This window comes from Paenibacillus sp. Y930, assembly GCF_056786375.1.
The window spans coordinates 421,108-434,914 of the sequence record NZ_JBXCIX010000004.1 but is presented as its reverse complement, the minus strand read 5'-3'; the positions used below and the strand labels follow the sequence as shown (position 1 = coordinate 434,914).

At 39.0% G+C, this 13,807-nt stretch carries 16 protein-coding genes; all 16 read right to left on the bottom strand.

Annotation, left to right across the window (positions count from 1 at the left end):
• Nucleotides 1–315 precede the first annotated feature (315 nt).
• The 16 genes from spoIVA to ypeB all read right to left on the bottom strand — a co-directional run bounded on the left by spoIVA (nt 316) and on the right by ypeB (nt 13,770).
• Nucleotides 316–1,794: a stage IV sporulation protein A gene (gene spoIVA / locus AC1TO5_RS14445; protein ID WP_482063526.1), complete on the bottom strand. Its 1,479-nt coding sequence runs from the start codon at nt 1,792–1,794 to the stop codon at nt 316–318.
• Between the two features lie 566 nt (nt 1,795–2,360).
• Entirely contained in the window at nt 2,361–3,107 is a 747-nt protein-coding gene (locus AC1TO5_RS14440; protein WP_482063525.1) for a hypothetical protein, read from the bottom strand.
• A 6-nt stretch (nt 3,108–3,113) separates the two neighbouring features.
• Entirely contained in the window at nt 3,114–3,458 is a 345-nt protein-coding gene (locus AC1TO5_RS14435) for a 2Fe-2S iron-sulfur cluster-binding protein (protein WP_482063524.1), read from the bottom strand.
• A 16-nt stretch (nt 3,459–3,474) separates the two neighbouring features.
• Nucleotides 3,475–3,774, bottom strand: coding sequence for a 2Fe-2S iron-sulfur cluster-binding protein (locus AC1TO5_RS14430; protein ID WP_482063523.1), 300 nt, complete (start codon nt 3,772–3,774; stop codon nt 3,475–3,477).
• Nucleotides 3,775–3,813: 39 nt separating this feature from the next.
• Nucleotides 3,814–3,993 carry a DUF2768 family protein gene (locus AC1TO5_RS14425; protein WP_482063522.1) on the bottom strand — a complete coding sequence of 60 codons (180 nt, stop codon included), beginning with the start codon at nt 3,991–3,993 and terminating at the stop codon, nt 3,814–3,816.
• A gap of 163 nt (nt 3,994–4,156) precedes the next feature.
• Entirely contained in the window at nt 4,157–4,429 is a 273-nt protein-coding gene (locus AC1TO5_RS14420; protein WP_482063521.1) for a stage VI sporulation protein F, read from the bottom strand.
• A gap of 69 nt (nt 4,430–4,498) precedes the next feature.
• Entirely contained in the window at nt 4,499–5,527 is a 1,029-nt protein-coding gene (locus AC1TO5_RS14415; protein ID WP_482063520.1) for an NAD(P)H-dependent glycerol-3-phosphate dehydrogenase, read from the bottom strand.
• Nucleotides 5,528–5,531: 4 nt separating this feature from the next.
• Nucleotides 5,532–6,128: a glycerol-3-phosphate 1-O-acyltransferase PlsY gene (gene plsY, locus AC1TO5_RS14410; protein ID WP_482063519.1), complete on the bottom strand. Its 597-nt coding sequence runs from the start codon at nt 6,126–6,128 to the stop codon at nt 5,532–5,534.
• 11 nt (nt 6,129–6,139) lie between these two features.
• The gene (gene der, locus AC1TO5_RS14405; RefSeq protein ID WP_482063518.1) at nt 6,140–7,462 is read right to left on the bottom strand and encodes a ribosome biogenesis GTPase Der; all 1,323 of its coding nucleotides are present in this window, start codon (nt 7,460–7,462) and stop codon (nt 6,140–6,142) included.
• A gap of 333 nt (nt 7,463–7,795) precedes the next feature.
• Nucleotides 7,796–8,434, bottom strand: coding sequence for a hypothetical protein (locus AC1TO5_RS14400; protein WP_482063517.1), 639 nt, complete (start codon nt 8,432–8,434; stop codon nt 7,796–7,798).
• Nucleotides 8,435–8,568: 134 nt separating this feature from the next.
• A complete protein-coding gene (gene rpsA / locus AC1TO5_RS14395; protein WP_482063516.1) occupies nt 8,569–9,783 on the bottom strand; it encodes a 30S ribosomal protein S1 in 1,215 nt (404 codons plus the stop codon).
• A gap of 145 nt (nt 9,784–9,928) precedes the next feature.
• Entirely contained in the window at nt 9,929–10,510 is a 582-nt protein-coding gene (locus tag AC1TO5_RS14390) for a lysophospholipid acyltransferase family protein (RefSeq protein ID WP_482063515.1), read from the bottom strand.
• On the bottom strand, nt 10,511–11,206 hold the full coding sequence (cmk, locus tag AC1TO5_RS14385; RefSeq protein WP_482063514.1) for a (d)CMP kinase: 696 nt from the start codon (nt 11,204–11,206) through the stop codon (nt 10,511–10,513). It lies immediately after the preceding gene.
• 253 nt (nt 11,207–11,459) lie between these two features.
• Nucleotides 11,460–11,645 carry a hypothetical protein gene (locus tag AC1TO5_RS14380; RefSeq protein ID WP_482063513.1) on the bottom strand — a complete coding sequence of 62 codons (186 nt, stop codon included), beginning with the start codon at nt 11,643–11,645 and terminating at the stop codon, nt 11,460–11,462.
• Between the two features lie 55 nt (nt 11,646–11,700).
• A complete protein-coding gene (locus AC1TO5_RS14375; protein WP_482063512.1) occupies nt 11,701–12,360 on the bottom strand; it encodes a flagellar brake protein in 660 nt (219 codons plus the stop codon).
• Between the two features lie 63 nt (nt 12,361–12,423).
• Nucleotides 12,424–13,770: a germination protein YpeB gene (gene ypeB / locus AC1TO5_RS14370; RefSeq protein WP_482063511.1), complete on the bottom strand. Its 1,347-nt coding sequence runs from the start codon at nt 13,768–13,770 to the stop codon at nt 12,424–12,426.
• Nucleotides 13,771–13,807 lie beyond the last annotated feature (37 nt).

The following is a 13,807-nucleotide window of genomic DNA, read 5'->3' as shown; positions in this document are numbered from 1 at the left end:
TTCTTCTTAGATTGGTGTTAATTTCATTTTAACATAATAACTATCCGATTTATGCAGTCTATGTCATTTCCACCGTGTGAAATAACAATTTTTTTTCTTTGTTTGCCGCACAAACAGTGCTCCTACTCAATTTAAAGCAATTTTTTTCTTTGTTCTGAATATTTCCGAAGACAACGGCGATTGGAACAGTGATTAGTTCTCGCAGTGGTCTCCAATTGAAACAGCGATTGGTTCTCGTTGCGTACACTAGGTAAACAGAAAAAAAGCAGTCATAGCGACGATATTGTCGACTAAGACTGCCGTTTTCACATCTTACTAGAGGATGATCGCAATTAAGCCACCTGATCCTTCGTTAATAATTCTACCAAGCGTTTCTTGCAACTTGTAACGTGCATTGTCAGGCATCATCGCAATTTTACCTTGAATACCTTCACGCACAATATTGTGTAAAGAACGACCAAATATATCGGATTCCCAAATTTTAATTGGATCATTTTCAAAATCTTGCATTAAGTATCGTACAAGCTCTTCACTTTGTTTTTCAGTGCCGATGATTGGAGCAAATTCAGACTCCACATCTACACGAATCATATGGATAGAAGGTGCTGTCGCTTTCAAGCGAACGCCGAAACGAGAACCTTGACGGATCAATTCTGGTTCATCAAGTGCCATTTCTGCAAGCGATGGTGCTGCAATGCCGTAGCCGGTTGTTTTCACCATTTCGAGTGCTTCTGAGAAGCGATCATACTCTTTTTTAGCATGAGCGAATTCTTGCATTAAAGATAGCAAATGATCTTTACCACGAATCTCTACGCCAACCACTTCCATTAGAATTTGGTCGTATAGTTCATCCGGAGCGTACAAATCAATTTCAGCGACGCCTTGCCCCATATCCATACCACTCAACCCTGCACGACTAATAAAGTCATACTCAAGGAATTGTTGGACGACGCGATCTACATCACGCAATCTTTTAATATCCTTAACTGTGTCTCGTACAGAATTTTCAAAGTTGCTACGTAACCAATGCTGCTCAGCAAGCACCATAACCCAACTAGGAAGATTGACATTCACTTCATGAACAGGGAACTCATATAGTACTTCGCGTAGTATCGCAAGTCCTTCTTCTTCGTTCATTGTCGCAACGCTAAGTGCGATTACCGGAATATCGTACTTGTCTTGCAGCTCTTGGCGTAGAGCTTGAGTTTCCTCACTACGTGGGCGAGTAGAGTTAATAATAACTACGAATGGTTTGCCTACTTCTTTCAACTCTTCAACTACTCGTTCTTCAGCGTCCACATATGAGCTACGCGGAATTTCAGCTATCGTACCATCCGTTGTAACAAGAACACCAAGAGTAGAATGTTCTTGAATAACTTTACGAGTACCGATTTCTGCTGCTTCTTGGAACGGGATTGCTTCATCAAACCAAGGTGTAGTGATCATGCGAGGTCCATTCTCATCCTCATAACCCTTCGCACCTTCAACTGCATACCCAACACAATCTACTAGTCTTACATTTACTTCTAAGCCTTCAGCTACTCTTAATTGCACCGCTTGATTGGGTACAAACTTCGGCTCAGTCGTCATAATTGTTTTACCTGCGGCACTTTGTGGCAACTCATCAACAGCACGAATTCGTTCTGACTCTACTGCAATGTTGGGAAGAACCACCGTTTCCATGAATCTTTTGATAAACGTTGATTTCCCCGTACGGACCGCACCGACCACGCCGAGGTAAATATCCCCGCCAGTTCTTTCGGCAATGTCCTTGAAAATATCTACTTTATCCACTGAATATCCCCTCCCAATTGATTTTCCGGTTCGCCGCCATCCACCGGACAAGAGGGCAGGCCAGCGACGCAACTCGTACATACTTATTGGACTAGTAATAGCTTATGTTCACTTTGTCCAATTATTCCGATAGCTTCGAAAAGTTTTTAGTTTTTCATGGCTACCTGCCTTCCCTTCAAGACTCAAATATATGTATATAGATAATGTTATATTCCACAAATGACTAGATTATGATCTTTCAACATATAAATTAGCGCAAAAAAAGAGGATGCTCCTTTAAGTCATTATTACAAGACTTAAAGGAGCACCCCTGTTATTACATTTAGTCTCCGAAGTATCACATCGTGATCACAGTCGTTCATTTTGAACAACCTCTTCCAATAAAGGTTCAAAATGATCGGCTGTCAGCATCAAGAAGATGCTCTTCAGCGGAAACGAGTAGCACAGTGTACGTTATTAGTACACGAGCACACGCAGGCTTTCGATGGAGGGCATATTAGATGCCGAATATGCTACGTTAGCATTACCGCGTGATCACAGTCGTTAATTTTGAACAACTTCTAACCTTATTCATAAGCTACAGGCTCACCATTAACTAACTTATACGCCGTCGATTTGACAGGTACATAATCGGAATTAGCTACAAGCAATTCTCTTAGATCAAGCTGGTCAGATACGATTAACGAGCTATCCTTTTGCAGTAATTGCATAATATCCAATGCATAGTCAATATAGACTGTACCGTTACTACTAACGAGTAATTCACTTATATTTCCAGTATATACACTTTTCAGTGCAGGCTTCTTGATGTTAAGCTTATCGAAATCAATATAGTAGATTCCGTCATAGGCTTCCATTCCTGCTGGAATCTCACCTTTAGCGGCAATATAATCCGATACTTTGGACTGCAGATCAATAACTTGTTGAGTTAATAAAATACTTTGAGCCTTCACTATAGGCTCTTCTTCTTCATTCAATACTAAGAAATAGAAGTTTCCACCAGATTCAAATGCGGAATTAGGTATATATTCGATATAACTTCCCTTTGTTAATTTTTCAAAATCAATACGGAATTTTTCATATTTCCCAACAGAGCTATCACTATTCTGAATAGGTAGCACGCCCGTAGTCGTAAGATACTGCTCAATCGCACCTTGTATATTACGAATGGCCTCTTTGGATACAACAACTCCTGAGCTTGAATCGGGCTTGGGATACATACAACCCGTCATAACGACAAGTAAAGTAGTAACGATCAGTAACATCTTTATTACAGAGCTTATTTTACTTTTCTCAATTAGTTTATTCATCATAATCTCCTACCATAGAGAGTCTTCTTCTTCTTGCATTTTAATTTGCCTTGCAATTGCCGCACGAAGTGGATCAGGCGGTAACTCCACAGTAACCGCAGTCTGTACAATTGCTTGACATGCTAAGCGAGTACCTGTCAGCTCAAGACCTGCGAGCTTGCGACGTTCATTATCTTTCATTGGCGCTAAGCCACTACAATCAGCGATATTCACTTTACACATAAAGCAAGCAGCATTGCCGCCACATCTAGTGACAATGGCAATACCGGCCTTTCTAGCAGCCTGTAACACGGTTGTACCTGGTCTTACTTTAATTGATCGATTCAACGGCAAGAAAACAACATCCGCATCCATAGGGAACACCCCACAATTAGAAATATGTCTTATTTATTGCTACAATTTTGCCTGCAGTTCCTGTAATAACGGCTTGGCAGCCTAAACGATAGCCTTCTTCAAATTCTTCAGGCTCAAGACGATCCCATTCTGCATCAGTAACCTCATCCAGAAGATCAGCGCCTTCAACAATAAGGCAGCGGCAACGAGCACATGTCCCTCTTGTACAGGAAAAGCTCCAATCTACTTTATGCTTAATGGCATGATCCAAGATCGTTAATCCATCCTCAGCCTCTACAGTACTTGTAATCGTTCTGCCTCTAAGTTCTAGTTCCATATGTACAACCTCAATTCCTTTCGCTAACAATATTGCGTATTATATAATGGAAAGAAGACCCAATAAAAATCCGATACATAGAAATATAAAAGCAATTCCAGATAAAACGCCTTTAACGACACCTTTTGTTTTCGTTCTTGCAACTGTAATCATTACTGCCGCAATTGCCATTAAGCCAATTCCGATTAGAGACATCCACATCTTAGCCATTGGATCCATGTAAAATTAACTCCTATCTATCTATGTTTGTATTATTTATTCTACATCATTATAGCATCTCTCTAATATTGTGACAAAGCTAGTCGCGTGATAGACAAAAAAATGACATAGAGTAATGTTCATCGGAATGAAAATCATTAGTCTATGCCAATGCCAACGCTTGCTATTTCATTAATATTTTCATCAATGCTTCAATGTTTGAAGTTTTCATACCGCTTGACTTGATCGTCTTTACAATATGCTCAAATTGTGCGTCACTCATTTTCACTTTGGCCATATTGGCGACAGATTTAACTAGCCTGCGTAGCTCATCTTCGTTTTCTAATGAATCAGGCTGAACAGTATTTGCAATTTTAGTAACAGAATTAGTACTAATATTTTTACCTGTTTTTCTTTTGATGGCACCAAGTACATCATTCGATAAATCTTTGGACATAACAAAACCTCCTCTTACGATACAATTTCTATATATCATATGAGGAGGTTTATTAGGTTGTGATTTCAATTATGAATTAGGTTCCATCTCATTCGTACGAACTCTACCCATCAACACTTCAACCGCTTTATTAATCGGCTTGCTATTGAACAACACATCAAACAATTGATTCGTTATAGGCATTTCAATGCCATGAATTTGAGAAAGTTCATGAGCTGCCCTAGTCGTCTTAACACCTTCAACAACCATTCCCATTTTCTCAAGAACAGTGGATAGTGGTGTTCCATCTGCAAGCATATAGCCTGCACGGAAATTTCGACTATGCTGACTTGTTGCAGTAACTACTAAGTCACCGACACCAGCAAGTCCAATAAACGTCAATGGATTGGCCCCCATTGCTGTTCCGAGTCTTGAGATTTCCGCCAAACCACGAGTTAACAGTGCTGCTTTTGCATTATCTCCTAGCTCTAAGCCATTAATAATACCCGCAGCCAATGCAATAATATTTTTCAATGCACCTGCAACCTCAATGCCGATGACATCATAATTCGTGTATACACGAAAAGCCGTATTCATCAATGCTTCTTGTGCCTTCTCAGCGATATGTATATTTTCCGCAGCTACAACAACGGTCGTTGGCAACTTCAAAATAACTTCTTCTGCATGGCTAGGCCCTGATAATACAGCTATATTCGCTAACGGACGCTCAAGAGCTTCTGATAGCACAACAGACATACGCTTCAGCTTCTCAGGCTCAAAGCCCTTCGTTGCATGAACAACAATCGTATCATCTGCAAGAAATGGTTTTGCCAACTCTGCAACGGATCGCATCGCACTTGAAGGCGCAACGAACAATGCAAGCGTTGAATGAGCTAATGCTTCTTCCATATTCGTAGTAGCTCTAATATTGTTTGGCAATGTAATATTAGGCAAATACTTTTTATTGTGATGACTCACATTAATTTCTTCCGCTTGTTGCTCCGTTCTCGTCCATACTACGACATCATATTGATTGGATGCCAGTACAAAAGCAAGCGCAGTTCCCCAGCTACCTGCAACGAGAACGGTCGCTTTTCGTTTGGCTTCGCTCAAAGACATAGCACTATGCTCCTTTCTTACTACCTAATTTGTTCTCAGTTCCATTCATCAGTTTCACAATATTAGAACGATGACGTATGAATGCAAAAATACAAATGATTAGCGTTCCGATAAAGTTAGGCCAATTAAATTGTAAACTAAGTATAAAAATCGGTGTTAAGAATGTGAAAATCAACGACCCTAATGATACATAACGAGTAAAGACGATTGAAAGGATGGCAATTATCCCTGCAATTAATGCAGGAATAAACGCTATTGTAGTAAGCACACCTATAGCAGTCGCAATCCCTTTTCCACCTTTGAATTTGAACCAGATTGGCCAGTTATGACCAATAATAGCAGCTAATCCACACATAATTGGCAGCCAAGATAGATCTGACAAGCTACTGGCAACTAATACACTAGCCATACCCTTCAGCAAATCAAGCACAAGTACTAGAATAGCTGGGCCTACTCCTAGTACTCGTAATGTATTGGTCGCACCGGCATTGCCGCTTCCATGACTTCGAATATCGATCCCTTTGAATAACTTTGCAATAACAATACTGAAAGAAATCGACCCTACTAAATAACTGATAATAATTAATAAAAATGGTACCACACTGTTCTCCCCTAATCTTGATCAGATTTTTTTCTAGAAAAGATGCGCACAGGTGTACCTTCAAAGTTGAATGCAGCACGGATTTTGTTTTCCAAATAACGTGCATAGGAGAAATGCATCAATTCAGGATGATTTACAAAGCAGACGATCGTTGGTGGTTTAGTAGCAACTTGCGTCACATAGTTAATTCTTAGTCTCTTACCTTTATCAGTTGGCGTAGGATTCATTGAAACTGCATCCGATACGACATCATTCAGAAGATGAGTTGCAATTCGCAAAGCATGCTGTTCAGATACATAGTTAATAACTGGGATTAACTTATGTAATCGCAGCTTTGTTGTTGCGGATAAATATTCTATTGGTGCATAAGTCATAAATAAAAACTCATCGCGGATGCTAGCTGTGAAATTCTGCATCGTTTTCTCATCTTTTTCTACAGCATCCCATTTGTTGACTACAAATATAGATGCTTTACCGGCTTCATGAGCATAACCAGCAATATGTTTGTCTTGATCAATAATACCTTCTTCACCATTAATGACGACTAAGGTAACGTCAGCACGTTCAATAGCTTTCATCGCGCGCATAACACTATATTTTTCAGTGTTTTCATATACTTTCCCACGCTTACGCATACCCGCTGTATCGATCAATACATACTTTTGACCATCCACTTCAAATGGTGTATCGATTGCATCACGCGTTGTACCAGCTATATTACTTACGATGACGCGTTCTTCGCCTAATAAAGCATTGACAAGCGATGATTTCCCAACATTCGGGCGACCAATTAAAGCTACTTTAATAACGTCATCATCGTACTCATCTTCCTTCGGTTCAGGCAATAACTCAGTCGCAGCTTCTAATAAATCTCCGATACCGATACCATGAGAACCAGAGATAGCAATTGGCTCACCAAAACCTAGAGAGTAAAATTCATAGACTTCATCTTGGCGACCTTCGTTATCTACTTTATTAACCGCAAGTACAATCGGTTTTTTTGAACGATATAGCATTTGGGCTACTTCTTCATCCGCATGAGTGATACCAATTTTTGCATCAACCATAAATATAATTACATCTGCTTCAGCAATAGCAAGCTCAGCTTGCATACGAACAGACTTCATTATTTCATCTTCACCATCAATCTCAATACCACCAGTATCAATGATACTGAATGCTTTTCCGGCCCACTCCGCTGTACCATACAAGCGGTCACGGGTAACACCTGGTTTATCTTCAACGATAGCAAGTCGATCACCAATAATACGATTGAATATTGTTGACTTACCAACATTCGGTCGACCTACAATTGCAATAACGGGTCTAGCCATATAGTTATTTCCACTCCTACTACTTTTTATTGTTTACTTCTTGAATCAACTTCTTGCAAATAAAAAGTTGCTTCGTAAGCATAAACTTACTTTTTATTGTTTACTTCTTGAATCAACTTCCTGCAAATAAAAAGTTGCTTCGAAAGCATAAACTTACTTTTTATTGTTTGACTTCTCGAGTAACTTCTTATAAATAAAAAGTTGCTTCGAAAGCATAAACTTACTTTTTATTGTGGTACCTCTTTAATAAACTTCATCTAAATGAAAAGTTACTTCTGAAGCATGGCTCATCACACTTTCGTTACCCATCATAGCAAAAAAGTTAACAATTGGCTAACTTTTCGTTCTATTTAATCGTTCATCTATGAAATTACGTCCAATTCTCACTATAGTTTCCAATACAAGAATGAATATGAAACTAAATATTATAGTCATAGAAATCAGATCCCACCATAATAAAGTGCCTATCCGAGCAATATATTCACCTTTTTGTTGCCATAGCAACAAGGCATCTGCAACAATAGCGCCCCAGAATACAATTACACCAAGTTGCTTAAATGATACTCCAAGTGCCCCTAACAACATTCCAGAGCATACTGGAATGTACCACAAAGTAATATTAGCTTTAACCCACGGTGAATATATAATGATAGCATGACTAATTGTAGCGAGAAATGCTATTAGTAATATATACATCGTGCTGTACAACATTTGAGATTTTTGCGGTAGCCCTTTCAATAAAAACGCTAGTTGTAATAGTACGATCAGTATAATAGAGCCATCTATCGTCAGTTCAAAGCTATGAACATTTAACGGGATAACCCAATCAAGCCAATTTGATATCCATATACTTACATATGATAAACAGATAAACGCAATACTGAAATGCTGAGCAAGCCAAGCTTTCCAGCCAGTTAAAAGCAATATAAGTAACATAATGAATAGTAATATTGTCCAGTAGCCTTCTGTCATATTGATCACCTAGCATTAATATGCGCTATTGGGCTGGATTTCACGCATGAAAAAGAAAAAGCCTTGCTACAACAGACCCGCTGTTGTAACAAGACTATTCATACTTCATCTAACGATCGATAGATAACATTATCTTATTTGAATTTACTTAATTTATCGCCAAAAAGCTCAGCTAAAGAGAAACTCATATTGTCGCCATTAAGACTAACATTGGATTTATCCACTTCGTCCATATTAACTTCAATATCTGCTGCTTCGCCTGCAGGAGCTTCTTGTGTTTGTTTAATACTCAAGCTTATGCGTTTGTCGGCAGGGTTGAACTCTACAATTTTAACTTGTACTTCCTGTCCTTCTTTAACAACCTCATACGGTGAGTTAACACGACGATATGCGAGTTGAGAAATATGAACTAGACCTTCAACTCCAGCTGCAACTTCAACAAATGCACCGAAAGTAGCAATACGTTTCACTTTACCAGTAACGATATCACCAACATTGAATTGTGAACCAATGTTTTCCCATGGTCCTGGTTGTACTGCTTTAATGCTCAAGCTAATTTTTCCTTTTTCAGCTTCAACTTTAAGCACTTTCACTTGTACTTGTTGTCCAACAGTTACAACATCTGCTGCATTCGTCACATGTTCCCAAGCAAGCTCAGATACGTGAACTAGACCATCAATACCGCCAAGGTCAACGAATGCACCGAAAGCTGTAGTACGTTGTACAGTAGCTGTAAGCTCTTGTCCTACTTGAATAGTAGCAAGCTTTGCAGCCTTTTGTTCTTGATATTCTGCCTCAAGGACATCTTTTTGCGACAAAATAACTTTATTATTTTCACGATCGATTTCTTTCACAATAACGCGCAATGTACGTCCTTGATAATCACTGAAATCTTCTACGAAATGGCGTTCTACCATAGAAGCTGGGATGAAAGCACGTACGCCAACGTCTACTACTAATCCACCCTTAACAACTTCTGCAACAACGACTTCGAAAACTTCTTTTTGTTCAAAAAGCTTGTCGATATCATCCCAACCCTTTTCATTATCAACAAGGCGTTTGGAAAGTGTCATCGTTTCTTTGTTGTCGTCGATCGAAAGCACTTTAAGTTCCACTTCTTGACCAACTTGAACAACATCAGTAGCTTGCTGAGCTTGAACGGATGATAATTCACGAAGAGTAATAATACCGTCATATTTATATCCAACGCTAACATAAGCTACGTTGTCTTCAATTTTAACAATCGTTCCTTTTACGAAGTCACCTTTCTTTAATGACACCATATGATCTAATGCCGCCTGATTGGATTCTTCAACTACAGAATCTTGTTCTTTTACTTCTTCTGACATGTTCATAACCTCCTATACTTTTTGTAGCTTCTCGAACGACTTCTTAAGTTAACAAAAAGTCTCATCGTAAGCATGGGCAAAATTCATTACCCTACTTTATTATTTAAAGCTCAATACTTTGAAATGGTATTCAGCAATAAAACATTTATACTGGTGCCTTAAGCAAATAAATTTGCTTCATGATTTCATTCGTTACCGCTTCATATTGATCGATATCTTCTGTTGCTGTAACATTTTGAATATCAACAGGCTTGCCATAGACAATGGTCGTCTTTCTAAATAAACGATAATTACCTACAATTGCGGTAGGAATAACCGTCGCTTTACTACGTAAGGCAATCATAGCTGTGCCTTTTTTAGCTCCTGCACCATCATCGCCTTTTTTGCGAGTACCTTCTGGGAATACTCCCATTACTTCTCCCGATTTCAATAGGTTAATAGAAGACTTTATAGCATCGATACTTACCCCACCACGCTTCACAGGATATGCACCGAAAGATCGAATTAACAAGCCCAGTACAGGCACTTTGAACAATTCTTCCTTTGCCATAAAGCGAACTTGACGATTAATTAATATCCCAACCGCGGGCGGATCTAATAGACTAGTATGATTGGAAGCTATAATTACTGCTCCATCAGCTGGAATGTTTTCTGTGCCAACCACATTGATTCGGAATAGTATACGGTAGAAGAAACGTAATATAGCTCGAAAAATTTTATATGACATCTATCCCATTACCCCCGCTAGTTTTTTTTGACTTAGACTTACAATTAGATCGGTAACCTCATCAATACCGATATGACTACTATCTATTAGAATAGCATCTTCAGCTTGAATAAGAGGTGCGATTTCTCTTGTTTCATCTAACTTGTCTCTCGTCGCGATTTCCGCTTCGAGTTGCTCTAGTGGAATGTAATTGTCAGATGTTAATTCCTTATAACGACGAAGTGCACGTTCTTCTACGGATGCCGTTAGAAAAACTTTCAATTCTGCATTAGGCAATACATGTGTGCCAATATCTCTGCCATCCATAACGATTCCTTTGTTAACAGCAAGTGCTCTTTGCAGCTTACTTAGATGGCTACGCACATGTTCATTGGATGCATAATGTGAAACCTCCGTTGTAACTTCTCGCGTACGAATCAATGCAGTAACATCTTCTTGCTGCAATAGAATCATTTGTCCGACTGAAGTTGGAATCAATTCAATCTCTAGCTGCTCAACCATTTGCTGTAATGCCGATGATTGATTAGCACTTACACCGTTACGCAGTGCATGTAATGTAACTGCACGATACATCGAACCAGTATCGACGTATATATAGCCTAACTTAGAAGCTACTTGACGTGCTACTGTGCTTTTCCCAGCTCCAGCAGGTCCATCAATCGCAATATTAATGCGACTCACTCCATCCATTGTCATGCTATAAGACAACCCCCTTCAAATTAACGCAAAACAAAAAGCAGGCATAGCCCGCGAGTAGAACAAATTATAACATAGAAAGTATGGGCTTGCAAAACTAAGGAGATAGAGCGCTACTTGAGAAAGGCGGAAGCGCAAGTGTACATGATTACGTACACGCGAACTTACAATGTTTCTGAAAGAAACATACCTCGGAAGCATTAGTTCGCTTCATATTCAATGTCGAGTAACCTACGATAGCCAATCATCGTTATCAAAGTCCACTTTTTGAACTACCTTTACCTTCCCATCGTTCCGTTGGTACAATAAGTTGCCTTATGCTCTCAACCTGCAATATTGTTTGCACAATTATAATGACTAGTAAGCAGATAAAGATCCATTTCATCGCTAATTTACTGTATCGATCAATCCATTTTATGTATGGGCTGCGGGATTTCATAATGACACCTCGAAATGTTAGATATCGTTATCGTATCCCATTGTGTATCTAATATTCATCGTTCGCGTAATTCGATCTGTTTTTCGAATAAGAAACGAATAATTCGTTGACGCTCTGTTTCAACAATTTCGTCAAACTTCATCATAACAATTTTACGACCTGTTTCTAATTCCTTCAATCGTAATACTTCGCCTATGAAATTACTATGTTCAATCGTTCCGTTACGATGCGGTAATAACACCCAGCAATTAAGTTTTTCAGTTGCTTCAAAATGTATATGTCGGTCGATTATAAAAGAAATTCCGCCGCCACTAATATCATCCGTCTTAAATATTAACTGTTGCCCTTTCTCATCACGAACCGCTATATCGACTTCTATCATAACTCTGAAAAAGTTTCTACGTTGGATAGACGTCATGTTATCTTGAGTTGGTCTAGCTAATTCAACAAGTGGAAATTCCCCCAGCATTACATTCGTAACATGAGTTTCAAAAAAATGTTTTACTCCTGTTGTTGTAATAAAATGAGCGGATAGTACATCTCCAACATGCAATCTTTTTACTCTTCCCGTTACTGTTTCAATTGGAAATTCAATAAATAAACTATCTTCATTTTCATCAGCTACACGAGATTTGAACTCCATTAATGAATCCTCAACCTCATCAGACTTAAGATGAAAGAACATCATTTGACTAACTTTAGGTACAATCAACATAGCTCCCCCTCCGCAAGTGATATTATACCACTTACGTACAGGAGGAGCTATCATAAACTTTACTTAATCACTAGCTTTTTGATCTTCTTTACTCAATTTTTCAATTGTTTCTTCAAGTGCCGTGTCGCTGTTAATATAGATGCGATACAAATTACCGTTAATCGCACCTGTGAATTCATAGCAAAGTACTTCCGCACCTAGGTCGCCCTTAATAATTGCCATCCGCTGTTCCTTCATTCGCAAATTCGGATTGAGAGCTTGCTTCGCATCTGCAAGAGAAACTGCAGGCTCGTGAACTTGACGCTCACGATGATGTGCTGCGAACTCATTTGCTTGGAAGCCAACGATTTCACCATCGTCCAACGCTACTTTAATTGTAAGTTTATCTGGATAAATATATACATCATCCTGATTGTACACATATGTGAACGTTCCCGTATTGGCGAATTCATCATAACTTACAGCTGCCATATCTTTATATCCATGCTCTTGTAGATAGGTTTCTGCCTTTACTTTTGCTTGTTCGATCGTTAACTCACTCCCGTTCACCTCTCTCATATGAACAAAAGAAAGTAATTGACCACCTTTCACTGAAAATGTAAGCTTCATATCATTATCATCTTGCTTAACTAATGCAGTGAACGTAGCGTAATCACTTTCCTTACCATTTTCAGTTACTTCAATCTGCTGTGCATCTACTCCTGTAAATTGACTCGCTAGTTCAACCACTTGCTCAGCAGTCACAGGTACTCCACTTAACAGCTCAATATTGTCATCATTATACATCCCATTAACCGCTGGGCCCCAATTAAGCTCGGCATATTGGCTAACATCATCATTGACGCCACGAAGACCACTTATAACTGGATTTTCGGTTCCAGATTCATTAACGGACAACGCAAGTTCTACATCCATCCACCTTAAGCTACTGTTCATAATGTTAGTTTGTAGTTGGGTTAACTGATTGGAAATTTCATCTGAATTTTTATATAGTGACTGAAGCGTTTGAAATTCATCATCGTTAAGTGGTTGTTTTGTCAAATCACGGACTGCGGTTTTATAGGCGAAATTAGATACGCGCGATAAAAAGTTATTCGCATCTGCAAATGGCAAATAACTAAGTGGCAGCTGGGCGATTTGATTCTTCGCTTCACTCGATATTCTCCAAACATTGACTAATCCCTTGCGATGATAGTCCATAGAAGTCGCATTGACAGCAAGCGTGTTGCCAAGCTCACCGTTCAATTGATTTACATAATAGGTCAAATCGCCAAATGCTCGCTGATACTGATTCTCGGCTTTCATTAATACCGTGTTCTTTTCTTGATGTTCCTGATAGCCCCAATACATAGCACCTATAAACAGTATTGTCATAAGTGGGAACAAAACAGCACTTAAACGTTTGTACATACAAAAAAGCCTCCTTGAAAACCAATTTGACTATAGT